Annotated in this window: 21 protein-coding genes; 10 read left to right on the forward strand and 11 right to left on the reverse strand. The window is 70.4% G+C overall.

The genetic code is table 11. The features are described from left to right. The first annotated feature begins 413 nt into the window (after positions 1-413). Positions 414-980: a hypothetical protein gene (locus WMF14_RS37275; protein ID WP_437794094.1), complete on the forward strand. Its 567-nt coding sequence runs from the start codon at positions 414-416 to the stop codon at positions 978-980. 198 nt (positions 981-1178) lie between these two features. On the opposite strand, the gene WMF14_RS37280 is transcribed toward WMF14_RS37275, so the two are convergent. From WMF14_RS37280 to WMF14_RS37290, 3 genes are all read right to left on the reverse strand, one after another. After that, a complete protein-coding gene (locus WMF14_RS37280) occupies positions 1179-1943 on the reverse strand; it encodes a hypothetical protein (protein ID WP_437794097.1) in 765 nt (254 codons plus the stop codon). A 205-nt stretch (positions 1944-2148) separates the two neighbouring features. Next, positions 2149-3780: a DUF1552 domain-containing protein gene (locus WMF14_RS37285; protein WP_437794099.1), complete on the reverse strand. Its 1632-nt coding sequence runs from the start codon at positions 3778-3780 to the stop codon at positions 2149-2151. Between the two features lie 19 nt (positions 3781-3799). Beyond that, the gene (locus WMF14_RS37290; RefSeq protein ID WP_437794102.1) at positions 3800-5524 is read right to left on the reverse strand and encodes a DUF1592 domain-containing protein; all 1725 of its coding nucleotides are present in this window, start codon (positions 5522-5524) and stop codon (positions 3800-3802) included. 736 nt (positions 5525-6260) lie between these two features. Here WMF14_RS37290 and WMF14_RS37295 point away from each other — a divergent pair. Then, complete coding sequence (locus WMF14_RS37295) at positions 6261-7001, forward strand: FxLYD domain-containing protein (RefSeq protein ID WP_437794105.1); 741 nt, start codon at positions 6261-6263, stop codon at positions 6999-7001. A 251-nt stretch (positions 7002-7252) separates the two neighbouring features. Further along, a complete protein-coding gene (locus tag WMF14_RS37300; protein ID WP_437794108.1) occupies positions 7253-8809 on the forward strand; it encodes a helicase HerA domain-containing protein in 1557 nt (518 codons plus the stop codon). A 69-nt stretch (positions 8810-8878) separates the two neighbouring features. Here the strand turns inward: WMF14_RS37300 and WMF14_RS37305 are convergent, their stop codons facing one another. The 5 genes from WMF14_RS37305 to WMF14_RS37325 form a co-directional block, all read right to left on the reverse strand. After that, positions 8879-10510, reverse strand: coding sequence for a serine/threonine protein kinase (locus WMF14_RS37305; protein ID WP_437794111.1), 1632 nt, complete (start codon positions 10508-10510; stop codon positions 8879-8881). A 195-nt stretch (positions 10511-10705) separates the two neighbouring features. Further along, positions 10706-12364 carry a DUF2254 family protein gene (locus WMF14_RS37310; RefSeq protein ID WP_437794112.1) on the reverse strand — a complete coding sequence of 553 codons (1659 nt, stop codon included), beginning with the start codon at positions 12362-12364 and terminating at the stop codon, positions 10706-10708. A 97-nt stretch (positions 12365-12461) separates the two neighbouring features. Further along, positions 12462-13562: a hypothetical protein gene (locus tag WMF14_RS37315; protein WP_437794114.1), complete on the reverse strand. Its 1101-nt coding sequence runs from the start codon at positions 13560-13562 to the stop codon at positions 12462-12464. A 204-nt stretch (positions 13563-13766) separates the two neighbouring features. Next, entirely contained in the window at positions 13767-14102 is a 336-nt protein-coding gene (locus WMF14_RS37320; protein WP_437794117.1) for a hypothetical protein, read from the reverse strand. Further along, positions 14099-14368 carry a hypothetical protein gene (locus WMF14_RS37325; RefSeq protein ID WP_272104389.1) on the reverse strand — a complete coding sequence of 90 codons (270 nt, stop codon included), beginning with the start codon at positions 14366-14368 and terminating at the stop codon, positions 14099-14101. The genes WMF14_RS37320 and WMF14_RS37325 overlap by 4 nt, the downstream gene beginning before the upstream one ends. A gap of 648 nt (positions 14369-15016) precedes the next feature. Between WMF14_RS37325 and WMF14_RS37330 the strand changes: the two genes are divergently transcribed. The 3 genes from WMF14_RS37330 (at position 15017) to WMF14_RS37340 (ending at position 18238) form a co-directional block, all read left to right on the forward strand. Beyond that, complete coding sequence (locus WMF14_RS37330; RefSeq protein ID WP_272104388.1) at positions 15017-15715, forward strand: tetratricopeptide repeat protein; 699 nt, start codon at positions 15017-15019, stop codon at positions 15713-15715. 61 nt (positions 15716-15776) lie between these two features. Beyond that, positions 15777-17192: a protein-disulfide reductase DsbD family protein gene (locus WMF14_RS37335; RefSeq protein WP_437794120.1), complete on the forward strand. Its 1416-nt coding sequence runs from the start codon at positions 15777-15779 to the stop codon at positions 17190-17192. A 110-nt stretch (positions 17193-17302) separates the two neighbouring features. Continuing rightward, positions 17303-18238, forward strand: coding sequence for a hypothetical protein (locus WMF14_RS37340; protein ID WP_437794123.1), 936 nt, complete (start codon positions 17303-17305; stop codon positions 18236-18238). A 36-nt stretch (positions 18239-18274) separates the two neighbouring features. Here the strand turns inward: WMF14_RS37340 and WMF14_RS37345 are convergent, their stop codons facing one another. Genes WMF14_RS37345 through ribF form a run of 3 tightly spaced genes read right to left on the reverse strand, consistent with a single transcriptional unit; the run spans position 18275 to position 22446 of the window. Next, entirely contained in the window at positions 18275-19252 is a 978-nt protein-coding gene (locus tag WMF14_RS37345) for a hypothetical protein (protein ID WP_437794126.1), read from the reverse strand. A 55-nt stretch (positions 19253-19307) separates the two neighbouring features. After that, complete coding sequence (locus WMF14_RS37350; protein WP_437794128.1) at positions 19308-21413, reverse strand: tetratricopeptide repeat protein; 2106 nt, start codon at positions 21411-21413, stop codon at positions 19308-19310. 31 nt (positions 21414-21444) lie between these two features. Continuing rightward, positions 21445-22446, reverse strand: coding sequence for a riboflavin biosynthesis protein RibF (gene ribF / locus WMF14_RS37355; RefSeq protein WP_272104380.1), 1002 nt, complete (start codon positions 22444-22446; stop codon positions 21445-21447). 173 nt (positions 22447-22619) lie between these two features. On the opposite strand from ribF, the gene WMF14_RS37360 reads away from it, so the two are divergent. From WMF14_RS37360 to rpsF, 4 genes are all read left to right on the forward strand, one after another. Then, positions 22620-23564, forward strand: coding sequence for a ribose-phosphate pyrophosphokinase (locus WMF14_RS37360; RefSeq protein ID WP_272104378.1), 945 nt, complete (start codon positions 22620-22622; stop codon positions 23562-23564). A gap of 202 nt (positions 23565-23766) precedes the next feature. Beyond that, a complete protein-coding gene (locus WMF14_RS37365; protein ID WP_272104377.1) occupies positions 23767-24459 on the forward strand; it encodes a 50S ribosomal protein L25/general stress protein Ctc in 693 nt (230 codons plus the stop codon). Between the two features lie 125 nt (positions 24460-24584). Next, a complete protein-coding gene (gene pth, locus WMF14_RS37370; RefSeq protein ID WP_437794132.1) occupies positions 24585-25256 on the forward strand; it encodes an aminoacyl-tRNA hydrolase in 672 nt (223 codons plus the stop codon). Between the two features lie 108 nt (positions 25257-25364). After that, on the forward strand, positions 25365-25904 hold the full coding sequence (gene rpsF / locus WMF14_RS37375) for a 30S ribosomal protein S6 (protein ID WP_437794134.1): 540 nt from the start codon (positions 25365-25367) through the stop codon (positions 25902-25904). The last annotated feature ends 3 nt before the right edge of the window (positions 25905-25907 follow it).

Genomic DNA, 25907 nt, shown 5'->3' on the forward strand with positions numbered 1-25907 from the left:
AGCCGAGCGCGGGCGCAGCGCGAGGCGCGGCGACGAGCCCTGCTGAGATGGTGCGACGAGGAGCAACGACGCGATGCGCACGACCCCGGCTATCTGGTAACCTGGTCACGCGTGGTTTTGAGAGGCGCTCTTGGACACGTGAGACCGGCTCGAGGGCACAAGGCACGAATGTCAATCGACGCGTACAGCAGGGCTGTACACGACCATGGCCCCCACGAACCGCTTGATTTTCGGCTCGCGTTTGCTCATTCTATCCGTACAAGAGGACGTTTCTCGCCTCGCGCAGCTCTTGCCCACGGGCGACGCGGTCAGAGATCGCACGTCGCCTCTGCAATCCGAAGCTCGAAGCCTTTTGCTTCGATCCAACGGGAACGAGAGCTAAACCTTCTCTCTCACCATCCTCGTCGTGAACCATGAAAGTTCGAATCTCAAGCTTCATCGCGGTAGCATTCGTCGCCATCCTGTCACCGCTTCCAGGCTGCTCCGACGACCCTGACGATACCGGCGCTGGAGGCGCTGGCGGCACGGATGCCAGCAGCACGAGCGCCAGTGTGTCTACCTCTAGCGCGGTCGGGTCCGGCGGTTCGGGCGGGGCTGGCTCGACCAGCGCGAGCTCCGGTGGCGACGGCGGCTCGACCGGCAGCGGCAGCGAGATCGAACCGACCTTCGAGACGCTGCAGTTCGTCATACAAAACGCCTGTTTCGGGGCGGGTTGCCATAACGACGACATGAACCCCCTGAACTTGATGATCGACGGAGAGCTTCACGCGAGGGTGAGCTCTCACACAACCAAGAATTGCGGCGATCTCATCAATCCCGGTAATCCGGAAGAGAGCGGGCTCATCAAGATCCTGAAGGGGCCGTGCGGCGCAACTCCGCGAATGCCCCTTGAATGCGTCAACGATGGGGATTCCAAGTGCATACCCTCCGACTACATCCAGGCGCTCACGCAATGGATCGCCGACGGCGCTCAGGAGTAGCAGTGCTTGGCGAGTAGCCGCCGACGGGTTGCGGCGCCCTACAGGCGCAGCGTGAAGGAAGCTGCCTTCGACGGCAGCTTCCTTCACCGCGCGTGACGCGTCTCCGCACACGCGCGCCCTGGGTTGCACGCGCGCAGGCGCCGGCTGCTTTTCGGAAACGCCTCGTGTCAGGGTTAGCCGAGCGGCTCATGGGATGGTCTACTGCTTTGCCATCGCGCCTGCCGGATATGCGGCTTGATCAGCTCCGGGCGTTTCCACGGTGTTCGTCTCGAAGGCCCAGCTGCCGCCCGGCGGCACCTGGACTGCGCCGCTGGCGATCGCCACGCCGAGCGGACGCCCGACGCGATTGACCGAGAAGATCGTGGCGGAGGGATCGTTCACCGCGACGTCGAGTCCGTTGAAGAGCGTGCCCGTGTACGCCGTGCCGGAGCCACCCGTCACGGCCTTCACGTCGCTGATGGTGAGGCCATCGATGGGAACGACGTCGAGGGCAAAGTAAGGGCACCGGTAGACGACGTATCCCACGTCTTCGATCACGATGTCCGAGGGCAGATCCGTCACCGCGGTCATGGTCACGTCACCTGGACCCACGCACGCGGCGATCGCGTCCGAGCCGTCCGTGACTCGATAGAAATGCTGAGTCAGCAGCCCGTTGATCCCGGATGCCACGGACTGCTGGGCCTTGTTGTAGAGCTCGACGGAGAGGGCAGCGCTGCAGGCCGGGGTATCCCCGTCGTTCCTCAAGGCGGCGTAGAGCTCGGTGTTGGTCGGCCCTCTGCGAAGAGTTAGCGCGATCACGTTGAGCACGCCGTTTCCGCCGGGGAGCGCCATGATCGTGAGGTCTTCCGGGACGACGAGCGCGTCGTCACCAGTGTCCCCGCCCACCCCGGCACCTTCGCTCGCCTCGCTCGAGCAGGCCAGCGGGAGGAGCAACGCAGCCGGGATGAGGAGACGCTTCGCCATCAGGAACATGAGAAGAGATGTCCAGCTTATCGCTGTCCGCCATCGTCGAGCAGCACAAAGTCGCAAAGTGAGACACACCACAGCGAGCGGCGATTTCTCGATACCCGCGGTCACCGACGGCGCACAAACACAAAGACCCCTTCGGGAAGAAGGGGTCTTTGGACCCGAGCTCGTCGGGGTGTTCAGGACCTGGCCTCGAGAGCGCTCAGGCCTTGAGCTCCGTGAACCCGCCCGGATTCTTGATCGAGGCGCCGGCGACCGCGCCCTTGCCGCCGATGAACTCTTCCGTCTTGTCGGAATAGCCGAACTTGGTCACCTCCGCGGAGCCACCCTTCGCAGGGAAGCCGTCTGCGCCAGCCTTCACGCCCATGGCGTTCATGATGTTGCAGAAGTACTTGTTGATCGGCGCGTTACCGACCTTCGGATCGGTCCCGGTGCCCTGATTGATACCGTTGACCTGGCCGGACCCGTTGGCGCACTGCGACAGGCTGTTGCCCTGCGTCGGGGTCGACCCGGGGTCGACGTTGATGATCTGACCCTGCTTGAAGTACCCGCCGCCGCTGCCGGCCTGAATGATCGGAGCGTTGTTGAGGTTGTGCGCGTTACCGTCCGACATCTCGTTGAACCAGATGGCGACGCTGGTGTCGAGGACCGTCTGCCCATTCCCCTGGGGGATGCTGTCGAGCATTCCGACGAGCTTCGCGAACTTCTGCGCGTAATACGTGTCCACCTTGACGAGCCACTCGAGCGCGTTGGGCAGGCAGCTGCCCGTCATACCTGCATTGTCGAGGCGGTGCGAGAGGGAGTGCGACTCCATGGTGATGCCGAGCCCCTTGAAATTGTAGTTTCCCGGGTACTTCAGGAAAATGACGGGGTTGGCGTTGCAGGCGGCCGCGAGCGCCGCGATGGCCGAATAGATATCCGCTCCATCCAGATCGCCGGAGACCTTGGTCGTGAGGACGTCGACGCCCAGGCCACCGCCCGCCGCCTTGGAGGCGTTCGCGGACGTCGCGCCGAGCATCACGCCGAGCTCCTCGCTGCACTGCGCGGAAGCCACGACGGTACCTGTCTGGTTGAGGAGCTCCTTCCAGGCTGCGAGCTTGCGCTTGTCGGCCTGGCTCATATCGAACCGCTCGAGCGTCTGCAGATCATCCTTGACGAGGTCGAGGATGCTCTTGCCGCGGAGCGTCGCGTAGGTGTCCGGATTCATCGGCTGCCCCGCCTGGAAGAGGCCCGTCAGGCTGCTGAAGGCCTGCGACGCGTTGAGGCCCCTGTAGATGGTCTCGGCGGCGGAGTAGGAGATCGCCGACTGGGAGTTGTCGTTCTGGCCAGCCGTGGCCATGAGCAGCGGCGTGCCCTGCGGGCTGAGCTGCTGGGCCATGACGTGATCCAGCGAAGGACCGACAGGCTTCGCGTTGAACTTCGTCGCCTGGTTGAAGCTGAACGGGTCGTTGCTGTTCGGCGTGACCGGCTGGCAGGTGAAGAACGACCCCACGATCTGCGTATGGGAGTCGTTCCCCTGTCCACGCTTCATGTTGGAGGTCCACTCGTTCATCGAGCGGATGCCGCGCGGCATGAGGAGCTTCTTCGCGTAGGGAGCGAGGGCCGCGAGGCTCGTCGACTCGAGGTCGGCAGCCGTGAGCTCCCCCTGGGTCTTCGTGGGGAACCACTTGTTCGTGACGCACCCGTAGTGGGTGAACATCACGATGAACGCCTTCCCACCGGAAGCGCTCTGGGCCTTGGCGTCGCGCTCCCACACGGAGCTGAGGAACGGCGCAGCCAGGGCGGCTCCGCCCAGGCCACGAAGGAAGATTCTGCGGTTCAGTTGCTTGCTCATGGTCAAGTTTCCTCAGCTTTCACGGCGTTTCGCGGACGCGCACGCGGAAGGAATCCGCTTGAGTGAGATCGGCCAGCAGGTTGAGAATGCTGTAGCCACCCTCAGACAGCTTGGTGTCGATCTGATCGACGACGCACTTATCTTTCCCGTTCGGATCCCGCCCAAAGGCGTAGGAGACCCACGCCTCGGCGTAGAGCTGCTTGGCCTTCTTGAGCTGAGTGATCTCCTGCATGAGCTGCAACGGAGAGGAGATCTCCTTCACATTACCGTCGCCGAAGTCGATGGTGTTCGTCGTGACGCTCGCGTCGATCGCTCCACCGAGCGGATCGGTCGTCTGCAACTTTCCGATGCCGTCGAAGCCCTCCATCACGAATCCCGGCGGATTGATGATCGAGTGGCAGCCGTTGCAGGTCGCAGGCTCCGTCAGCTTCTCGATGCGCGCGCGCTGCGTCGCGAAGTCGCCCTGAACCGTCTGCATGGTTGCGCCGGGGATGGGCGGCCCCGGATTGACACCGAGCAGGTACACCGAGATGAACGCGCCGCGCAGGATCGGGCTCGTGGCGTCGTAGCCCGCGTAGGAGCTCAAGAACCCGACGCGCGTCAGGAAGCCCGGCCGCACGTTGGCGTCCAGCTCCACCTTGGTCAGCTCGGTGCCGTAGCTCGCAGGATCGAGCCCGTAGATCGCCGCGTTGTCCTTGTTGACGAAGGCGACATTGCTGAGGAGGAGGTCGTCGAACGAACCGCCCTCGAACGCGACGTCCTCGAAGAAGGAGTCGAGCTCCGCCTGCCAGCTGGGCTTGGCGGCGTCGGAGTACAGCGGATACGTCTCGGTGTCGTGATCCATCTTCCACCAGTGGGCGTTTCCGTTGTTCATCTGCGCCCAGTTGCGGTGGAACGACGTCACGAGCGGCCCGGTCTTCTCGCGCACGGCGATCATTCGCTGCGCCTGGGCCAGGATCTGCTCCTTGGTCTGGAGCTCGTTGTTGTCGGCCGCCGCGCTCAGCACCTCATCCGGCGCGGAGCCCCAGAGCAGGTACGAAAGCTTCGTCGCCACTTCGTAGCTGGACAGCTTGATGCCCTGACCCGACGCGTCCTGGTCGGTCGCCAGCTCGGGGAGCATGATGAACGAGGGCGACACGAGGAAGCCGACCAGCGTTGCCTCGGCGACCTCGGCCGGCGTTCCTGCCGGCGTAATCTGGCCCAGCTTCTGGAATCGCGCCACCTCCAGATCGGTCAGCGGGCGACGGAACGCCTTGCGGCCGAAGGTCTTGATGGTCTGCTCCAAGCAGCCGGCCGCCGAAGGGTCGCAGCTGATGAACTTGGATTTGTTCGGCCCGGCCATCACTGCCTTGGCGATCTTCTCGGCGACCTCTTGATAGAGGCGCCACGCGTCCGGGGTCATCGGGCCGTCGAAGTCGTCGACGAGCTGCTCGGACGGCAGCTTGCTGTCGACAGTGGTGACGCCAAGGAGATCCCGCACCGTGTTGTCGTACTGCCGGTTCAGCAGCCGCGGGATCTGGGTCGTCATCGGGATGCCGGGGATGCAGACCTCGGGGGGACCGTTGTCGGGTTCGTCCGTGCTCCCCGAACCGGTGCTGCCGCTGCCGCTGCCGCCGGTGGTATTCCCGCCGCCGGTGACCTCATCCTCACCGGATGCGATCTCGCCAGTGCAGCCAGCGAGGAAGGTTAATGACGCCAAAAATGTTGTCGTACCAATGTACGATAGTTGACGCAACGTTCGCATGACCTCACTATTCCCGGTCCGCGCCCGAGTGATCATGGGAGCGGATCAAAAGTTATGGGTCGGCCCGGAGGTCGCCATCCGTGAGATCACGCGTGCCTGGCCGACGGCTTCTCTTGGAGACGTGATAGTGAAACGCCGGCGTACGAGCGGCGCGCTGATGCCGCTTCGACCGCGACAGGCTGCTCGAGAGGCGCGCGAACGCCGAGTTCCCTGCGGAACAGCGACGCCCGCGAGCCACTGCGGAGGCCGTCAGGCGCGTCATTGCGACGCGGCGCGGCGGCGCGATCGGAGCCATAAGCATGCTCTGCTCGGCCGCTTCGGCGAGCGCGGCCGCCACGGAGTGGAGAGGCCTCACGAATCCAGTGGGTCCCCAAATGTGCAACCATGGCATTCTGAGGCTCATTCGTGGACAACGCGCCGCATCACCCGACGTGAGGGTCACCACGCCAATCGGGTCATCTGCGGTGAGGGCGGTCATTTCTGGCTCGGATAGCCGGGTTGGCTCGCGACGTCGTCGACGCGGTTCAGGGGAAGGGCGCGGATGCAATCGAAGTCCTTGGTCGTCATCGGGGCTGTCGCTCTTGCCCTCTCTCTCGCATGCTCGGGGCGCGCCCTCGATGATGGGGCGGGCACTGCCGGGAGCGGACCCGGCAGCGGCGGGGATACTGCCAGTGGCGGCTCGTCGGGGAGCGGTGGAGTCCTCCTGCCAGCCGGCGGAGCCGCGAGCAGCGGAGGCGTGGGCGGCGGCGAGGCGGGAGCTGGCTCGAGCGGCTCGGGGACGGGCGGGGGCGGAAAGGACGGGGACCCCGGCGGGGGCCTGCATTTCGCGCCGGAGGGCTTGTCCAGCACCGAGATGGGCGAGGAAGGAGCCGGGCTCAAGCTGGTTGCCTTCACCCTGGTGCAGGGGGCGACGGGCCCCGAGCTTTATGCCGCTGTCAGAAACGACGGAGAGACCCCGTCCTGCGACGCCGGCCTGATGTTTTACTTCATCGACAAGGCCGATCAGCTCGTGACGACCTGGGGCGGTAGCTTGCTCAGCGGCCGGCTCTATCGGATAGACGACGGCTCTGGCATCATGATTCCCTGCATCGCTCCGGGCGAGATTGCGATGACCGGCTCAACCGATCTCCCCGGCGAGCTCGTGATAGAGGAGCTCGCGTATCTGCAGCATAGGTTTCCGGCCTTCACCGTGGACGTGGTCCCTGTCGATGCCGTCACCGCCAGCGAGGTGAAGACCGTCCGCAGGGGCGCCGGGAGCGCCTACACGGGCACGCTCGAGAACCGACTCGATGTGGCCGTGAGTGACCCCAAGATAACGGTCTTCCCGGTGAATCGCGTCGGACGGCCGCTGGGCATGGCGACGAGCAGCGCGGCTGACGACATTCCGCCCGGCGGGACCTGGAGCTTCGAGACGACACCTGTGGACGATGTCGGCGTCGATCACGTCGCCTATCCGACGGTCTCGATTCCTCCGTGAAGCGGGGTGCAGGTTCGTGGGGTCCCGGCGCAGCCGCTGGGCAGGCGAGCGAGACGCAGGAAATACGACGCAGCGAGCCGAACGACGCGGATGAGCCCGCGGGGCGCGTCACACCCGATCGCAGAGAGGCTCGGCGTGCCCCGTGGCCTTCGACTCCGCCGCGACGCTGCCCTCGCCTCCCGCCCGGTCGCGCGCTCGCCTACAGTCTTCCACCGAGCGCGCCGATCCCACCCCCGGCCCGAAGCGACCCAGTGAGCCCGATCTTCTCCCTCTGCGACGGCTTCCAGCTCGACCTCTCCGACTACGCGCGCACCGGGCTGCGCGTCGGCATCTGGGCCTCCTCTGGCCGGGGCAAGAGCTTCGGCGTCGGGGTCCTCTGCGAGGAGCTGCTCGCGGCCGGCATCCCCATCGTCGCGATCGATCCCGAGGGGGAGCTCTACACGCTGCGCGAGCGGTTCCGCGTCCTCGTCCTCGGCGGCGCCCACGCGGACCTGCCGCTGCCCTCCGGCGAGCGCGCGGCGGAGATCGCGCTCGCGAGGGTGCTCGGCGAAGGGCTCGGCCTCATCGTCGATCTGTCGGATCAACCGACGAACCGCTCCCAGCAAGAGGCCGCGCTCCCATTTCTAGAGCGGCTCTGGGTCCTCCTGTCGGAGCGCCGCGCCCCGGCGGCCCTCGTGATCGAGGAGGTGCACGTCTTCGCGCCTCAATCGGGGACGTCGCTCACCTCCGAACTCCTGCACCGGTTCGCCAAGCAGGGCCGCAAGCGCGGCGTCCTCCTCGTCGTCGCCAGCCAGCGCACGCAGGCGGTCTCGAAGGAGCTCATGAGCCAGCTCAACTTCCCCGCCATCGGCGGCTTCGAGATCGAGCGCGACTACGACGCGGTGAAGGCGCTCGTCGACGGGCACACGTTCGAGGAGTTCCGCGCGCTCCCGGCCGGCGAGTTCTTCCTGCCCGCCGCCGGGCGATTCGAGCGCTGGCGCGCCCGCCACACGGCCCACGGCGGCGAGGCGCCGAGCTGGACCGGCGAGCCCGGCGGCGCGCCGCGCGTCGCGGACGCCACGCTGAGCACGCTCATCGACGAGCTGCGCGAGGCGCTGGCGGCCGAGAGCGCGAGCCAGCACGGCCCGGATCCGAGCGCCGCGCTGCGGGCCGAGATCCGCCGCCTCCAGCAGCAGCTCGCCCGGGCCGACGAGGCGCGCAGAGCCGCCGAGGCCGAGGCCGAGCGGCTGCGCACCGCGCTCCAGGTGGCCGGCGTCGTCAAGGTGGTGATCCAGAGCGAGATCGTGGCGCGCGTCGGCCATGACGAGGTCGCGCAGGCGCCGGCGGCTGCCGCCCCGCGCGCACCCGCGGCTGCCGCTCCGCGCGCCCCCGCGGCTCCCGCGCTCGGCGCGCCCGTGGACCGCGTCCCCGTGGCGCCCGCGCTCCCGCCCGCTGCGGCGTCGGGCGGCGCGGCTGTGAAGATCATCGCGAAGCCGGCCTCTCCGTCGCTCCGGGATCTCGCGATGCCGGCGAACACGATGCTCGAGGTGCGCGGCGTCAAGCAGATGGTGAGCGCCGCGAGGAGCCACGCGCGGCGCCGATCCCCCCGGTCCGTGCCGCACGTCGCCCTGGCCGCGAAGCTGCTCGCCCGCGGCGCGGCGCTGACCGCGGAGGAGCTCGCCGCCCGCGGCGGCTCGCGCAGCCAGGTCGAGATCCGGCGCGCCGCGCACGCGCTCGCCGCGCTCGCGCGCGCGGGCTTCGCCTCGCTCCAGGGCGGCCGTCACGCGCTCAACGAGGCGGCCGTGCTCCGCGCGATCCAGAGCGGCTGACGAGAGACGGCTCCGTGCCGAGACCTGACGGGGTCGCCCAGGCACTCGCGGCGCGCAGCTCGACCTGCGCTAGCAGTAGGAGACGAAGATCAGGCGGATCGTCGCGAGCGTCCCGAGCACGAACAGCCCCGCATAGAAGATCGTCCGCTTGCGCCGCAGCTGCTCGGCGCTGAGCCCGGTAGACGCGGGCTCCTCCCCAGGCGCCACCTCCCCGCCGGTGTGCACCGCCGGCGCCGCGATCGGCTCGCTGCCTGCGGGCGGCGTGCTCGCTCCAGGCGGCCTGCTCGCGACGGGCGGCGTGCTCGCGATGGGCGGCCTGCTCGCTCCGGCCGGCCTGCTCGCTCCGGTCGGCCTGTTCGCGGCGGGCGGCCTGCTCATCGTGGAAGCCACGCCGTCTGCAGCCTCGACCGCGCCCAGCCCTCGCTGGAGCTCCCCCTCCGGCGTCGTCGACATCGCGTGCAGGAGCGGGCGCTGCGGCACGTCGTCCGGGCCGTCGAAATCGAGGTACTGCACCGAGAGCGAGCCCGTCGCGGCGCCGAGAGGGAGCGGGGCATCGCTCCGGCCCGCCGCAGGCACGCTGCGCCGTCCATCGGGCGATGACGGGCGGACCGACCTACGGTCAGCGGAGGTGGTCGCGACCGCCGGCGCCTTTCGCCCGACGCCCGGCGAGCTCTGTCTCGGCGCGCTCTCCGGAGGGAGCGACGGTGAGGCGCGGTAGCCGGCGCCGCTCAGCGAGCCTGTCCTCGCGATGTAAGCCTCGACGTGCTCCTTCAGCTCGCTCCGGGCCTCTTGCTCGGCGCCGTGGCCCATCTCGCGGAGCACTTGCTCCAGATCGCCGGCCAGCTTGCCCGCGCTGGCGGTCCGCTTGTCGACGGAGAACTCGGTCGCCGCGTCGAGCGCAGCCGAGAGCCGCGCGCTCAGGTCGGGCAGGAGCTCGCGCGCGCGGGGGATCGGCATCGACGCGACGCCCATGATCAGCTGCCGCTGCGTCTCGGCCTTGCGCACCCGGCTGCCGAGCAGCGCCTCCAGGAGCGTGATTCCCAGGGAGAACACGTCCGCGCGCCCGTCGAACGGCTCCCCGCGCGCCTGCTCCGGAGGCATGTACGGGAGCTTCCCCTTGAACACGCTGCTGTCGGACTGCTCGTCCGCGAGGCCCGGTATCCGCGCGACCCCGAAGTCGGTCAGGCAAACGCGGCCGTCCCGCCCGATCAGGATGTTGGACGGCGAGACGTCGCGGTGGACGACCGCGTAGCTCTGCCCTTCGTCCTCGCACAGGCCGTGCACCGCCTCGAGCGCCCTCGCCATCTCCCGGCCGATGTACGCCACGGCGCGCGGCGAGAACGCGCCCGCCTTCTTGAGCACGCGATCGAGGGCGGGGCCGTCGATGTAGTCGAGCGCGAGGTACACCGAGCCCTCGAATTCCCCGAACTCGACCAGCCGGACGACGTTCGGGTGATCGAGCCGCGCGATCACCAGCGCCTCGGCGAAGAACGACTCCCTCGCGCTCTCGCCGAGCCCTGGCCTCGGGACCAGCCGCTTCAGCGCGACGTGGCGCCGGGCGTCGGGAGGCCCCTCCTCGGCGAGCCATACCTCCCCCATCCCGCCCTTGCCCAGCATCCGGATGAGCCGGTACTTGCCGGCGAACAGCTCCGGCGGCGGATCGGACTCGGCGTTCTTGCGACGCGGGCGGGAGGCGGGCATCTCGTGGTGTGCAGCGCTCGATCTCGACTCCGTCGAGGCTAGCCCTCCTGCTCGGGGTGGAGAGGGTGCAAGCAAGGCATGCCCGATCCTACCGCCGCCCGCGCGCCGCCGGAATCACCGCGTCGATGCCCGGCGCAGATACAGCCTGCGTGGACTGGGTCCCGCCTCACCGAGAGGGCGCGGCTCACTCCTCGCTCACTCCTGCGTGTGCTCCTCGCGGATCGGCTCCCGCATGGTCGTCGCCGGGAACCACTCGAAGAAGCGGTGGATGAGCTGGCGCCGCTCGGGCTCGATGTACTCGAACACGGCGCCCCGGTCGTTGATCTCCCAGAACTCGTTGCTCGTCACGGCCAGGAGCTCCGCGCGGATGGAGCGCAGCCTGTCGGGCCGCTCGTCGCGCATGTCGCGGTAGATCTTCCGCGCGAGCCCCTCCTCGCCCTTCTGCAGGTAGTACGTGGCGAGCTTGACCTGCGCCTTGCGGACGCCGCGGAGCGACGGCTCCTGCTGATCGAGCTCCGCCTCCTTGTCCACCTCGAGGAAGAGCTGGAGCAGCTCGTCCCGGGCAGGTGCGTGCAGGTCGTACGCGCGCTCGTTGACCACGCAGAGATCGAACGCGACGGTCTCGGTGAGGAACGCGAGCCCCATCGCGTGCGCCGTCTGCGCGTAGTACTTGAAATGACGCGCGATCTCGAGGACCTCATCCCCCCAGCCCGCCTTGAGCAGCTCCTCCGCGAGGTAGCGGTACTGGTTCAGGCTGTTGTAGGCCGCGGCGATGTCCTTCGCGTTGAGCGACCTGCGCATGTAGGTGTTGAAGAACTTCACCACGACCGCGACGGCCGCCCGGTCTCCAGCGGCGATCGCGGTCTGCCCGATGTAGCGCGTGTCGATGGCGATGCGCGTGATGAGGTCGGGCATCGCCGTGAGCGCCTCGCGATAGACCATCAAGAACTGGCGGAGCGCCTTGTATTCGAGCCAGGTCCGCGCGGTCGACAGCTTGCCGAGCGCCTCGGCGTTCATGCTCACGAAGTCGGTGTCCTTCGCGAGGCGATCGCGGATCTGGAACCAGCGCGCGTCGAGCGTCGCCTTGTGGGGCAGGTACGCGACGACGAGCTCCGACAGCGAGTCGATCGTCTTCGACGCGATCCCCTTGTCCTTCTGGTCGATCGCGTTGAGCGCCACGTCGGCGAGCTGCTCCAGCGACGAGAGCGCCGTCACCCGCCGCTCGTCGACCTCGCCGTCGCTCTCGCCGCCGGCGGGCCGGAGCGCCTGCTCGACGCCGCTCGTCTTGATCCGCCGGACCACGTTGTCGGGCTCGACGAAGTCGAACACGTACCCGAAGTAAGGCGCCATCATGAGCAGGCTCGCGGTGAGCAGCGCCATCGTGACGAGGACGCCGTAGGCGGGGACGAAGACGTCCTCGGTCGGGCCGCCCCCGCCGACGCGGATCGAGAAGTTGACCCAGAGCGAGAACACCGCGCTGACGACGAAGAAGCCCATCACGACCATGTTCGTCCGGTCGCGGAAGAACATCTCGGTGATCCGCGGCGTGTAGCGGTTCGCGGCGAGCTGCACGATGATGGACGCGACCGTGATGACGATGCCGAGGATGGCGGCGATGACCTCGCCGATGCCGCTCATGATGTGCTCGGCGTCGCCCGGCGACATGCGCGCGAACGCCTCCCAGAGCGAGAGGTGCGCGTTCTCGTGCCGCGCGACGTCCAGCAGGTGGACAGCGGCGAGGGTCGCGACGCTGACGCCCAGGAGATACGACATCGGCCGCAGCCAGATGCGGGCCACGGTCGCGCCCCTGCGACGCTTTCCATCGGCGTCGTCTGCGGTCCGATCCGGTCTCATCAGGTGACCACCGCCTGGTCGACCTGCTTGCCGACCCGCTCCACGCTGCCCCCCACGCACCTGCTCCACACGTCCGCCACGCCAGGCGGCAGCCCGGCTATTTCTTCTCCGGGGGGCTGTCGAGATCTTCCGCGAGGTAGCTGAGGATCACCTCGTCGAGCGATTTCTCGCTGATCAGGTCCTCACCGAAGATCGATGCGCCTTCCGCCGGCCGGTTCGTCGCGAAGATGCTGGCCGGGCGCGAGGCCGCGTAGCGGCCGGAGCCAGGGCCACCCGAGAAATGCTCGACCGCGACCTGGGGCGCGGGCGGCGCGACGGGCTGCTCGGGATGGACGTTGCTGTAGACCCCGGCGCCGGAGGCCGCGGACTCCGCCCGCCGCCCGATCACCGACGCAGGCGGCGGCGGGAGGTCCTGGATCTGCTGAAAGAACGGCGTCTGTGCCTCGGCTGCGGCGCGCTCCAGCGCGTCGAGATCGAGATCGATCGACGGTTCGGGCTTGATCTCCGGGGGCGACGCCGGGCGTACGGCCCTGCCGGCGAGCGGGCTGGCCGCGCGCCCGCTGCCGAGCGCCTGGAGCGCGACGGGATCGAGCTCGAGCCGGGGGCGCCCGCTGGCCGAAGCGGGCGCCGGCTCGGCCGCCGGGGGGCGCGGCGCTGCGGCGAGGGGCGCGGCCGCTGGCCTTGCGGGCTGAGCGGCGGGCCTGGGCGCCGGCGTGGGCGCGGCTGCCGGCTTCGGGCGCGGCGACGCCTCGGGCACGACGGGCGGTACGACGGGCGGCGCGAGGGGCCGGGAAGGCGGGGGCGGCTTCGGCGCGCCCGTCACCTCGGGCGACGACGGCGACGACGCCCGCGCGGGCTTGCTCGCCTCGGAATGCGACGGGGCGGCGACGGCGCCCGCGGACACGGGCGGGGCGGCCGCGTCATCGAAGAGGTAGTCGAAGTGACCGTCGCGCAGGGCGATGAACATCGCCTTGTGCTGCTCCTTCATGAGGCCGCGAACCGTCTCCGCGAGCGAGGCCTGACCGACGTGCTCCGCGTACGAGGTCTTCGTGGTCTTGAGGATGCGCCCGCCGTCGGCGAAGAGGTGCGTGATGATGTGAGGATGGCGAATGCCCGAGTCCTCAGTCTGTATGTGGAACAACCGCCCCTTATGCCGGACGTTGTTGTTGAAGCCGAGCAAGGGCGACGGGGCTTTCACGACAGGCAATCCGAGGGTGGGGAGGTGAGGAGATCGCGCCAGCGGGGAGCGCTCGCCACGGCCGAGACTATCACAGCGCGGCGCGCCCGGAACGATTCGCAGCGCGCCGGCGTCCCTTCACGTTCCTCCGCCGCTCCTCCGCCGTTCCTCCGCGGTAGGGGAGCATGTCGGGGCTGGTCCTCCGCGGGCCGCACGCTGGTCGCGTCAGGGCAGACAGCGCTCCAGGTCGTCCGCAGTTCCCGCCTGGAGGGCGCACGCCACCTCCGCCTGCGTGAGGTCGGCCTCGCAGCGGACGAAGCCGCGCTCGCCGGCGGCCTCGCGCGCCATCGCGGTCCTCTCGGCCACCTGGGACGCAGCGGGCTCGGGGTTGGCCGCGCGCAGGACGAGCTCGACGTACCGATCGAGGAGCGCGGCGCACGCCTCGGCGGACGGGCGCGGAGCGGCACGGCGGAGCGCGGCGCGCCCCACGAGGATACCGAGCACCAGCAGGACGATCGCCAGGGTTGCCAGGACATCGGCGCGGGTCGCGGGGCGCGTCACTCCAGGCACTTATCGACCTGCTCCGGGGTCGTTGCCTGCCGGACGCACACCATCGCAGCGTCCGTGATGCGGCGCCCGACGCACCTGTCGATGAGCTCCTTGCCGCGGGCGTCCCGCACCGCCGCCGTGCGCTCCTCCACGATCTTCGGGTCGACGACGTTCTGCGCCCGGAGCTCGATCTCGGCGCTCCTCCGGAAGATCGCCTCGCACTCGTCGCGGCTCGCCGGGTGCCCGCACCCGGCCAGAAGCAAAAGGCCGGCGAGCAAGGCCAAGCATGGCGCGGGCCAGGAGGGGATGGGGGCCCGACCCAGGTTGAGGACCCGACCCAGGTTGAGGACCCGACCCAGGTTGAGGACCCGACCCAGGTTGAGGACCCGACCCAGGTTGAGGACCCGACCCAGGTTGAGGACCCGACCCAGGTTGAGGACCCGACCCAGGTTGCCGGAGACCGTGGAGACGGAATACCGCCTCCTTTGAAGGGAAGTTGAGCCAGGACGGCGACGCATGGCCGCGACGATGGCGCCACGCTCGATGGGGCGCAACAAGGTCCAGCCGAAGCCGACAGCCCGCGGTGGCGCACGACCAACCCCAGCCGGCAACCGGCCGTCGTCCACGACCAGCCCACCCGCCCGCCACCGGGCCCGAGTCAAGATGGAAACGTCGCGTATTGCTGGAACGCGTGTGCAGGTCTGTTAGGATTGCTTTCTGTGCGCAAGGCGAGCGAGCACGGTGACAGCGTGGGCGGCGCTCGATCCGTCCGTACGGGCTCCGGGGGTACGCGACGACGCACGAAAGCGACGGCGCAGTCCGTTGCGGGCAGCGGGAATGACGCTGGCCCCCCTGTTCCACGAGAGAAACGGCCCAGCAATGCGCCGCGACGGCGCGCGCCCGCGGCGGCGCTGACCGCGGAGGAGATGCTGCGGCGTGCGCTGGGCGCGGCGACCCCGCGGTCGCGCGCGCTCTGGGCGCGGCGGGGCCTGTCGCTCCGGGGGCCGCTCGACCGGACGACGCAGGCCATGCTGCTGCGGCAGCTCTACCTCGCGTATTTCGAGACACGCCGCTTCGAGCGGGCAGCCGAGGTGGCGGAGCAGATCCTGGCGCTCGGCGTGCTGAGCGACGTCGCCCACCAGGACGCGGCGCGCGCGAAGCAGGCCCTCGGGGACATCGAGGGGGCCGTCGGGCACCTCCGGCTGGCGGCGCGCACGGGCCCGGCGAGCCGGAGGGCGTTCCACTGGTGGACGCTGGGCAGCGTGTATCACCTGGCGCGCCGGTACGACGAGGCGATCGGGGCGCTCACGCGCGCGGCGCGCTGGGGCACGCGGGACAAGCCGCTCTACCAGGGCCACCTCGCCGTCGTGCAGTGCGAGAGCGGCAAGGCGGTGGAGGGGCTCGGCGCGCTGATCGATCGGCTCTCGGAGGTGCCGGCAGGCCAGGGTTACGGCCGGTTCGTGCTCGGGCAGATGGCCTACTTCGACCATCGCTGGGACGAGGCCAAGAAATACCTGGAAGCCTTCGTCCAGCGGAGCACCTCGGGGAGGGCCGCGGTCGCGATCGCGCTCGGCGCGGAGATCGAGGCGGCGCGCCGGACGCTCGCGTCCCTCGCGGAGCGCTGATGCCGGCCTGAACGGACGGCGCGCCGCACGACCCCGATCGCTTTGCTATAGAACCTTCGTGATGACCGCTTCGACTCGTTTCAAGGCAAGCGCCGGCGCCGCGCCGGCGGGTGTCCGACGTGGCGCGCGCGGCGCGCTCGGACCCGCGCTCCCGGCGCTGGTCGCGCTCGCCACGATCGCGTCCCCTGCGCTCGCGCTGGCCGATGATCAGCGCGACCTGTTCACCCGCGGTCTGGAGGCCGGCCCGCTCTTCGCCGCGCTCGCCGCGCTCGGGGGCGGGCTGCTCACGTGCCTGACCCCCTGCGTGTACCCGATGATCGCCATCACGGTGAGCATCTTCGGGGCGCGGGAGGCGAAGTCCCGGCGCGAGGCGATGCTGCTCTCGACGAGCTTCGTGCTCGGGATCGTCGTGCTCTTCACGACGATGCTCGTGGTCGCGGCGCTCACGGGCAGCCTGTTCGGCGGCGTGCTCTCGAACAGGTGGGTCATCGTCGGCATCGCGGCGGTGTTCATCGCGCTCTCGCTGTCCATGTTCGGCGCGTTCGAGATGACGCTGCCGGACACCCTGATGCAGCGGCTCTCGCAGGTCGGGGGCATCGGCTACGGCGGCGCCTTCCTGCTCGGTCTGGTGAGCGGCCTCGTCGCCGCGCCGTGCACCGGGCCCGTCCTCACGGGCATCATCCTCTGGATCGGGAAGACCCAGAACGTCGGCCTCGGCGCGCTGGTCGGCGCCACCTTCTCCCTCGGGCTCGGCCTGCCGTTCTGGCTCGTCGGCGCGTTCGCGTTCGCGCTGCCGAAGGGCGGCAAGTGGATGCTGGGGGTGAAGTCGTTCTTCGGGATCGTGATGATGGTCGTCGCGCTCTATTTCCTGAAGACGACCTTCCCGGCGCTGTCGTCGCTCGCGCAGCCCACGCCGCAGTTCATGGCCGTCATGGCGGGCCTCGTCGCGGTCGGCCTCGCGCTCGGCGCGGTGCACCTCTCCTGGGACGACGGCGGCGCCGGCGTGAAGGCCCGCAAGGGGGTCGGGATCGCGCTCACGGTGGCCAGCAGCTTCCTGCTCATCGCGAGCCTGGATCTGCCGAAGCTCGCCTCGCCCGTCCCGTCGGCGGCGGCCGGCGAGGCCGCGTCGCCGCAGCTCACGTGGCTGCACGAGGAGCCGGTGGCCGTCTCCAAGGCGAAGGCGGAAGGACGCCCGCTGCTCGTGGACTTCACCGCGGAGTGGTGCGGCGCCTGCAAGCAGCTCGCGAAGGAGACCTTCTCGGATCCTCGTGTCATGGCCAAGGCGGCGCACTTCGTCGCGGTGAAGGTCGACGCGACGGACGACGAGGATCCGCAGATCGACGCGGTGAAGGGCAAGTACAAGGTCGTCGGCCTGCCCACGGTGGTGCTGTACGACTCCACCGGCGCCGAGCGGAAGCGCTTCAACGACTTCGTCGGCCCGGACGTGTTCCTGGCCGCGATCGAAGGCATCCAGTAGCGCGCTGCGCCCGGCAGCAGCGCGCCGCACACGCCGTCGGCATGGCCCAGGAGGACCGAACGCCGCGAGGATGGAGCGACGGGCGCCGCGCCCCTCGCGGCCAGGCCGCCATGAACATCCGCACCTTCCTGCTCGCCGCCCTCGCGCTCTGCGCCCTGCTCGTCGCAGGCTGCGGCGCTGCGGGGCCCACCACCGGGACCGTGGTGTTCGGGGTGACGAGCGAGCTCCGCGCAGGCGCCGACATCAACCTGCTGCGCGTCGTCCTGCGGGCCGACGGGCACGTCGTCCACGAGGACGCGCTGGCGCAGAAGAACGGGCAGCTGTTCTTCCCGCGGGAGTTCTTCTTCAGCGATCTCGAGGACGGCGCGGCCGTGGAGATCTCCCTGGAGGCGTTCGGACCGGAGGACGCCGAGAGGCCGCTGCTCACCCGCACCGCGTCGACCCGGGTGATCGGCGGCCGCACGCTGCTGCTCCGGGTGCGCCTCGAGCGGGAGTGCGTCGTCGCGCCCGGGGCGGCCACCTGCCCGGCGCCGCAGACCTGCGTGGCCGGCGGCTGCAGCGCCCCCGACGTGGATCCCCGGCAGCTCGAGCCCTACACCACCTCGTGGAACGCGGACGCCGAGCCGGACCTCTGCAAGCCGGCCCCAGGGGAGGAGCCGGTCGTCTTCGTCGGGGAGGGGCAGGCCGACTACTTCCCGCTCGATGACCTCGACGAGGTCCAGGTGGAGGCTGGGCCGCAAGGCGGCTACCACATCTTCGTCGCCATCCGGCTCAAGAACCTCCGCCGGTCCGGCTCGCTCACCGTGGTGAACGGCCTCGTGCCCGAGCTCGGCTATGCGATCGAGCCGCTCGAGGTCATCTTCACCCTGGATCCCGACGAAGGCGGCTTCTGCAAGCTCGCCGGGCTGCGGTTCCGGCTGGATGGCGAGCGGAAGATCGAGGAGCTGCTCGGGAAGGTCGTGGAAATCGAGGTGACGGTGACCGATCCCGACGGAGACGCCGGTACCGGCAGGCGCGCGGTGACGCTCTCGCAGACCATCCTGTAGCGCGCGGGCGCCCTGCGCGGGCGGAGGCACGCGGGCTCACTCGCGCGCAGCGCGCCACCGCGTCATCCAGCCGCCGGTGAGCAGGTCGAGGGCCGCCTCCGCTTCGAGCGCCGCGAGCGTCGCGGTGCGGTGCTCCTCGGGGCTCTGGCCCGGATCGGCCGCGAGCGCGACGGCGCGCTGCCACGCGAAGAGCAGCTCGAGCACGCGCGCCGTGAGCTTCGTCTGCAGCTCGGCGCGCTCGCGGCGGAGGCGCTCCAGGGCGATCTCCTCGTCGGCGAAGACGATCCGGTCGAGCCGCCAGGTCGCGCGCGCCTCGAGCCACAGGCTCGTGCCGCCGGACGCCGTCCTTCGCGTCGGATCGTACTCCGTGGGGGCCAGGCTCTCGGCTTCATCGACGAGCCGCGAGACGCGGAGCCGGAGCTCCGGGAAGAGCGACGACGTCCGCGCGCGCGACGCGATCGCGTCGATGCGCGCCTCGGGATCGAGGAGGCGGGATCGCCGCAGCGCCGCCTCGACGATCGCGCGGGCCATCGCTGGCGTGACCCGGACCGGCAGCGGGAGCGGCGGCTCGGCCTCGGCTGGCTGCGCGGGCGGAGGTGGCTCCGGGAGCTCGCTCTCCGGCGCCGCGCGTGGCGGGCTCGGGGTCACGGGGGCAGGCTTCAGCCGAGGCGCCGCGGGTTCGGCGACGGCGGACGGCGGAGACGGCGCGCCAGAGCGGGTGGATAGCCGCTCGAGGGGGATGCTCGCGAGCAGCATGCCGGTGAGGGAGCGCTGGCCGCCTTCGAGCCGAGCGATCCCGAGCTCCACAGCGAGCCACAGCGGCTGCGCGCTGCCCGGGGGCGCAGCCCAGAGCTCGTGGGGTGCGGTGTCGAGGCGGTCCACGCGCGGGTCGAGCACCGTGGGCTCGTCATCGAGGGGGAGCTCCGCGCGTGCGCGCGGCGTGAGCAGAGCGCAGGCGAGCGCGCCGAGGAGGAAGAGAGCGGAGCTTGCGATGGATCGGTGGTTCGGGTGCACGCGAAGAGGGTCGACCGCCGCGCATCGCGAGTTGCGTGCGGGTCGACCGGCTCGCTCAGCGGCCCCGGGAAGGCGGGCGCGCCCGGGTGGCGAAGCTCCGCCAGAGCTCCGCTCCACCGCCCAGGGATCGTCCCCGATCGGCGCCAAGGCGCGGCCCGCTGCCCGGGGAGAGGCCCCGCTCCGCGCTGGTGCGCCGGAGCGCCTCGCTGGCGTGAGGTCCCGCGCCCCCGCCGCCTCCTCGGAGCAGCTCGCTCGAACCGCCGCGGGTCGCCGCGACCGCCTGCGCGATCGCCTCCGGCGTCGGCGCCGTTCCCGACGGGAAGCGGGCTGGTCCCTCGCTCGCCGCGCCGCGGGTCGCCGCGACCGCCTGCGCGATCGCCTCGGGCGTCGGCGCCGTTCCCGAGGCGAAGCGCGCCGGCGCCTGGTCGGGTAACGCGAGCGTCGGCTCCGCGACGAGCGTCGCGCTGCGCCCAGGCGCGACCGCCTCGAGGCCGCGAGGCGCGGCCGCTCGGACAGCCTCGGCGGCCACGTCGCTGGTCGCGGCCGGCGCAGCGGGCTCCACGTCGCTGCTCGTGACGACCGCCGCCGCGGCCGCCTCGACCTCCGCTCCATCGCTGGCGACCTGCGCGCTCGACGCCCGCAGCGCCGTGGTCACCGAGCCTCCGCTCGCGCCGAGCACGGCGACAGGCTCGCCGTGCTCTCCGCGGGCACCTGGAATCGACAGGGACGCCGTCCCCGCGGTGATCGCGTCACGCGCCGGGGATGCCGCATCGCCGACGTCGCCCTCGATGTCCCGCTCCGCGACGTTCATCGACGCACTGGGGCTGCTCGGCGGGATCTCACCTGTCAGTTCCGACGCAGAGGCCGGACGCTCCTCCGAGGTTTCACCCGTCAGCGCCGGCACAGAGGCCGGACGCTCCTCCGAGGTTTCACCGGTCAGCGCCGGCACAGAGGCCGGAGGCTCCTCCGAGGGCGGCCTCGGCGAAGCCGGCAACGCGCGTGGCACAGCGACCTCGAGGCCGACCGCGAAAGGCTCGAACACCTCGCCGGCGAGCCAGCCCGTGCACATGCGGAGGTTCGCGCCGGACGGGATGTCGCGCACGAACATGTCGCCGAAGAGCGCGTCGATGGCGAGATCCCGCTGCTCGACCACGGGCCGCTCCCAGCTCGGCATCACCGCGACGACGCGGATGGCGAGCTGCCCTTCCGGGCGACGCGCCCGCGCTCGCGCGAGCGTCCTGGGTCGCACTTCCCAGTAGAGGTAGATTGTCTCGTGATCGACCGCGATACCGACGATCTCGTCGACGTCATACCGCGCCGGGAGCTCCGCGCGCTCGTCGCGCAAGGCCGCCGCAAGACCCGGCGCCACCCCTGGGGCGACGGGCGACGCCGGCGCTTCGACACCTGCAGGCGACGGATCTCGCGGTAGCTGCACCGGAACGTCGCCAGGCGCTCCGGCAACGGGCCCGGGCTGCCCCTGGTGCTCGCTCGCGATCGCGGCCCCGCGTGGCTCAGTCGCGCCATCGTCCCGCGCGAACGGAGCAGGGGAAGTCTCCGCGGCGGCGCTGTCCGCATCCTCCGCCGCTGCGTCCGCATCCTCCGCCGCTGCGTCCGCATCCTCCGCGTCCGCATCCGCGTCCTCCGCGTCCGCATCCGCGTCCTCCGCGTCCACGCCCGGCGCTTCCGCGCCTGCCCCCTGCCCGCGCGGCGCGCTCTCGATGAGCCTCTCCCGGAGCCGCCGCGCATCCTCGTCCTCCGGCGCTCGCGCGAGGATCTCGTCGAGCACCGCGATGGCGCGGTCCGTGTGCCCCTGGGACGCATAGATCTCGGCGAGCGTCGTGGTGGACCGCGGCGGCGGCGGCGGCGGGGGCGGCGGCCACTGCTCCGGCGGCGCCTCGCCGCGCAGCGCGCGCGCGGTCTCCGGCATGTGCAGGCCCCGCTCGACCACGCGCGAGAGCAGATCGCGCGCCCGCCCGAGGAAGCCGCGGAGGCGGGCCCGCTCCGGCTCGCTCTGCGCGGTGCGCGCCACGATCTCGTCGATGAGCTCGACCTTCGTGAGCAGGCGCGGCCGCGCCACCCCGAGCCCCTCGGCGCGCGCTATCAGCTCCTCCCGCGTCAGCCCGTCGAGCTCCCGGCGCTCCATCGCCGCCGACGCTACCACATCCGACGCTCGCTCACCCTGGCCGGACCGCTCAGCGAAACGCCCCCTCCGCCGCCGGATCCGCGCTGATCGACGCGAGCCGCGCGCGCGCCGCCTCGGCGTCGCGCGCGATCTGCGCCTTGAGCTCCGGCAGCCCGGAGAACCGCCGCTCCTCGCGCAGCCGGGCGATCAGGTGCACGCGCAGCGCCGCGCCGTAGAGATCCTCGTCGACGTCGAAGAGGTGCACCTCTAGGTTCGGCCGCGCCTGCCCCGACGCCTCGACCGTCGGCCGGACGCCGAGGTTGGCCACGCCGCGCGCGAGCGCGATCGCGCGGCCCGACGAGGTCACCCGATCGACGAGCGTCGCGTACACGCCGAACGGCGGGAGCGCCTCGTCGATCTCGTCGATGTTGCAGGTGGGGAAGCCGATCGTCCGGCCCCGCCTCGCCCCCTGCGCGACGACGCCCGACAGCATGTGCGGGCGCGACAGCATCCGCTCGGCCGACTCGAGATCCCCGCGCGCGAGGGCCGCTCGGACGCGGGTGCTCGACCAGGCCCCCTCGGCGTCGCCGACGAGCGGGTGCGATCGCGTCTCGAAGCCGAGATCCTCGCCGAGGCGCCCGAGCGTCGTGAAGTCGCCGGCGCGCCCGCGGCCGAACCGGAAGTTCGCGCCGACCAGGACGACGCGCGCCGCGAGCCGATCGAGCAGCACGCGCCGCACGAACTCCTCCGGCGTCTGGGCCGCAAATGCGCGGTCGAACGTCACCGCGTCGACCCGGATCGTCGGCTGCACGCGCTGGATGAGCTCGATCTTGCGCGGCAGCGCCGTCAGCGTCGCCGGCGGGGTCCGGCCGAGGACGCTCGCGGGGTGCGGGGCGAACGTGAGCGCCACCGGCTCGAGCCCCCGCCGCTCCGCGTCCAGCGCCGCGTCGGCGAGCAGCGCCTGGTGCCCCAGATGAACGCCGTCGAAATTGCCGATGATCACCAGGCTGCCCCGCGGCCCGGCCGCGGCGCGCCCGCCCTGCCCGGAAGCGGCGGCAGCAAAATACTCCACAGCCGCTACCTAACCCGAAGCAGCGCCGAACGAAATGCGGGTGGACACAGGCGAGAACAGCGCCGCCCGTCACGATACGCACGTACAGCCAAGCGATCGCTGTACAGAGTCGCTTGACGTGCCCATGGCCGACTGATAGAGCCGCGCTCCCCGAAACGGGCTGGAGGCGCGCCGTGTTCAAGAGAGTCAGTATCTTCTCCGGCAACGCCAATTTCCCGCTTACCCAGGAAATCTGTCAGGTCCTGGAGCAACCGATGGGGAAGTCGCGCGTGTCGCGCTTCTCGGACGGCGAGACGTTCTGCGTCATCCAGGAGAACGTCCGAGGCGTCGACACCTACGTCGTTCAGCCCACCTGCTCGCCGGTCAACGACAGCGTGATGGAGCTCCTGATCATGGTCGACGCGCTCCGCCGCGCCTCGGCCGGCTCCATCACGGCGGTCATCCCCTACTACGGCTATGCCAGGCAGGACCGGAAGGTCGCGCCGCGGACGCCGATCACCTCGAAGCTCGTCGCCGACCTCATCGTCGCCGCCGGGGTGAACCGGATCGTCGCGCTCGACCTGCACGCCGGGCAGATCCAGGGGTTCTTCAACATCCCGTTCGACCACCTGTTCGCGATGCCGGCGCTGCTGGAGCACCACCTCCGCGAGCACTACGGCAAGGACGTGGTCATCGTCTCCCCGGACGCGGGCGGCGTGGAGCGGGCCCGCGCTTACTCGAAGCGCCTCCAGGGCACGCTCGCGATCATCGACAAGCGCCGCGAGCGGGCGAACGAGAGCGAGGTCATGAACATCATCGGCGAGGTGGCCGGCAAGCACTGCCTCATCCTCGACGACCTCATCGACACCGCCGGCACCCTGGTGAACGCCGCCAACGCCCTGATGAAGCAGGGCGCCAGGAGCGTCGCCGCCTGCGCCACGCACCCGGTCCTGTCCGGCCCGGCGGTCGAGCGCATCAAGGACTCGCCCCTCACCGAGGTCGTGGTGACGAACTCGATCCCGCTCTCGGACGAGGCGAGGGCCTCCGGTAAATTCAAGGTCGTCTCGGTGGCGCGGCTGCTCGCCGAGGCGATCCGCCGCATCCATCACTCGGACTCGGTGAGCTCGCTCTTCGTCTGACCGGCCGCGCGCGTTCGGCGGCGGGACGCACCGGCGACGCAGGTCGCCCGCGCCCCCTTGCCAGAACACTCAAAAGACACAAAACGCGCCCTCCGGCGGACGAAGGCTCGACTTTCTCTTCTCCGTTCTGCTATAGCGCCGCACCCTACGCCGGGGTGGACCGCGCACCGCGGACACCCGGATCACTTCTGGAGCCGTCGTCATGGACATCATCAAGCTCAACGCCACGAGGCGCGAGGATAGCGGCAAGAGCGCGTCGAGCCGCCTGCGCCGCGCCGGACAGATTCCCGCCATCGCCTACGGGCGCGAGCTCGCGCCGCAGTCGGTCGCCATCTCGCCGAAGGCGCTCCTTCAGGTGCTCGGCTCCGACCACGGCAAGAACTCCGTCGTCGAGCTGGCCATCGAGAACGGCCAGACGCTCACCGTCATGGTGCGCGACTACGACTACCACCCCATCTCGCGGGAGCTCGTCCACGCCGACTTCATCCAGGTGAAGCTCGACCAGCCCGTCGACGTGCAGATCCCCTTCCGCTGCGTTGGCAAGCCGAAGGGCGTGGTCACCGGCGGCGTGCTCCAGCAGATCTTCCGCACGATCCCCGTGCGCTGCCTGCCGGAGAAGATCCCGTCGTTCATCGAGATCGACGTGACCGAGCTCGACCTGGGCGACTCGTACAAGGCCAGCGGGCTGAAGCTGCCGGAGGGCGTGAAGACGCTCCTCGCGGACGACCAGACGATCGCCGTCGTCAACGCGCCCGAGAAGGCTGGCCCCGAGGAAGAGGCGAAGCCCGCCGCCGGCGCGCCGGCCGCTGGTGCGGCCGCTGCGCCCGCCGCCGGCGCGGCTGCCCCCGCGAAGGGCGCGGCCCCCGCGGGCGGCGACAAGAAGGACAAGAAGTAATCCGGGAGCGGGCCGCCTCGCGCGCCTCCGCACCGCGGGGCGCGCGCGGCCCGCCCTGCCCGCGCCTCGCCTGCCTCACCTGCATCGCCTGCCCAATTCCAGGGACTCAGCAGAACCAGCTCGTCATGCTGCTCGTGGTCGGCCTGGGGAACCCCGGCAAGGAATACGCTGCTCACCGGCACAACGTCGGCTTCATGGCCATCGACGCGCTGGCCGACGAGGTCCGGGCGGATCCGTTCCGCGAGAAGTTCTCGGGCGTCCACGCGCGAGCAGAGATCGCCGGACAGCAGGCGATCCTGCTCAAGCCGATGACCTACATGAACGAGTCGGGGCGCAGCGTGCAGCCGGCGATGGCCTTCTTCAAGGTCGCGCCCTCCGAGCTGATCGTGCTCCACGACGAGCTCGACCTGCCGTTCGGCACGGTTCGCCTCAAGGTCGGCGGCGGGCACGCGGGGCACAACGGGCTGCGCTCGATCATCTCCCACGGCGGGACGGGCGACTTCGGGCGCGTCCGCCTCGGGGTAGGACGGCCGCCGCCGGGTTTCCGGGGCGAGGTCGCGGATTACGTCCTGTCGGGGTTCGACGCCGTCGAGCGCGCGAGCCTGCCCGACTGCTTGAAGCAAGCTGTCCAAAGTGTGCTAGAAGTCGCCGCCCGCGGCTTCGACGCCGCGATGAACGTCCGAAACACCCGGCCCAAGCCGGGCAAGAGGCAGAAGGGCGAGGGGGATGGGTCGACGGATCCAGCCCCCGCCGCGAAGGAAGGGAAGGGTCTCCTCCCCCCGACGCAGAAGCCCTGATCCTCTACGGAACAGCCTGCCGAGCTCGCCGGTGCGTCGCTCGACAGGCTGTTCCTTTCCTCGCTCCGGGGCACCGCCCCGGGGCCATTGGCCGAGAGGGAAGACTGAATGAGCCGACAGGTAACGGCGCCCGGGCGCGCCAGAGAGTACGAAACGATCTACATCCTGCGACCCGACATCGACGCCGACGGCGCCGAGCGGATCGGGTCGCGCCTCGCCGAGGTCGTCGGACGCGAGTCGGGCCGGCTGACCAAGGTCGAGACGTGGGGGCGCCGCCGCCTCGCGTACGACATCGCCAAGCACCGCCGCGGCGTTTACGTGTACCTGAAGTACCTCGGGGGCGGGAAGGTCGTCTCCGAGGTCGAGCGCAACCTGCGCCTCTCCGACGGCGTGCTGAAGTACCAGACGGTGCTCGTGCGCAACGACGTCGAGGTCGATGGCGTCACGATCGCCGACGAGGACGTGAAGTTCGAGCGCCTCGAGCTCACGCCGCTGGAGGACGACCGCGACGATTCGCGCGAGCGCCAGCTCGGCCTGATCGAGCCGGAGCGCCGCATCGACCGGAGCTCCGAGCAGGCCCCGGCGGGCGAACTCGACGATGCCGAAGAGGCTGAGGCGGAAGGCGCCGCCGACGAGGAGGAGAGCTGAGCT

The sequence above is a fragment of the Sorangium sp. So ce693 genome, from assembly GCF_051521375.1.
GTDB lineage: Bacteria > Myxococcota_A > Polyangia > Polyangiales > Polyangiaceae > Sorangium > Sorangium atrum.

Bases quoted from the DNA above. Each gene is read 5' to 3' on its own strand.
- WMF14_RS37275 (WP_437794094.1), top strand. From the start codon at position 414: ATGAAAGTTCGAATCTCAAGCTTCATCGCGGTAGCATTCGTCGCCATC.
- WMF14_RS37280 (WP_437794097.1), bottom strand. From the start codon at position 1,943: ATGGCGAAGCGTCTCCTCATCCCGGCTGCGTTGCTCCTCCCGCTGGCC.
- WMF14_RS37285 (WP_437794099.1), bottom strand. From the start codon at position 3,780: ATGAGCAAGCAACTGAACCGCAGAATCTTCCTTCGTGGCCTGGGCGGA.
- WMF14_RS37290 (WP_437794102.1), bottom strand. From the start codon at position 5,524: ATGCGAACGTTGCGTCAACTATCGTACATTGGTACGACAACATTTTTG.
- WMF14_RS37305 (WP_437794111.1), bottom strand. From the start codon at position 10,510: ATGCCCGCCTCCCGCCCGCGTCGCAAGAACGCCGAGTCCGATCCGCCG.
- WMF14_RS37310 (WP_437794112.1), bottom strand. From the start codon at position 12,364: ATGAGACCGGATCGGACCGCAGACGACGCCGATGGAAAGCGTCGCAGG.
- WMF14_RS37330 (WP_272104388.1), top strand. From the start codon at position 15,017: ATGCTGCGGCGTGCGCTGGGCGCGGCGACCCCGCGGTCGCGCGCGCTC.
- WMF14_RS37335 (WP_437794120.1), top strand. From the start codon at position 15,777: ATGACCGCTTCGACTCGTTTCAAGGCAAGCGCCGGCGCCGCGCCGGCG.
- WMF14_RS37340 (WP_437794123.1), top strand. From the start codon at position 17,303: ATGAACATCCGCACCTTCCTGCTCGCCGCCCTCGCGCTCTGCGCCCTG.
- WMF14_RS37365 (WP_272104377.1), top strand. From the start codon at position 23,767: ATGGACATCATCAAGCTCAACGCCACGAGGCGCGAGGATAGCGGCAAG.
- pth (WP_437794132.1), top strand. From the start codon at position 24,585: ATGCTGCTCGTGGTCGGCCTGGGGAACCCCGGCAAGGAATACGCTGCT.
- rpsF (WP_437794134.1), top strand. From the start codon at position 25,365: ATGAGCCGACAGGTAACGGCGCCCGGGCGCGCCAGAGAGTACGAAACG.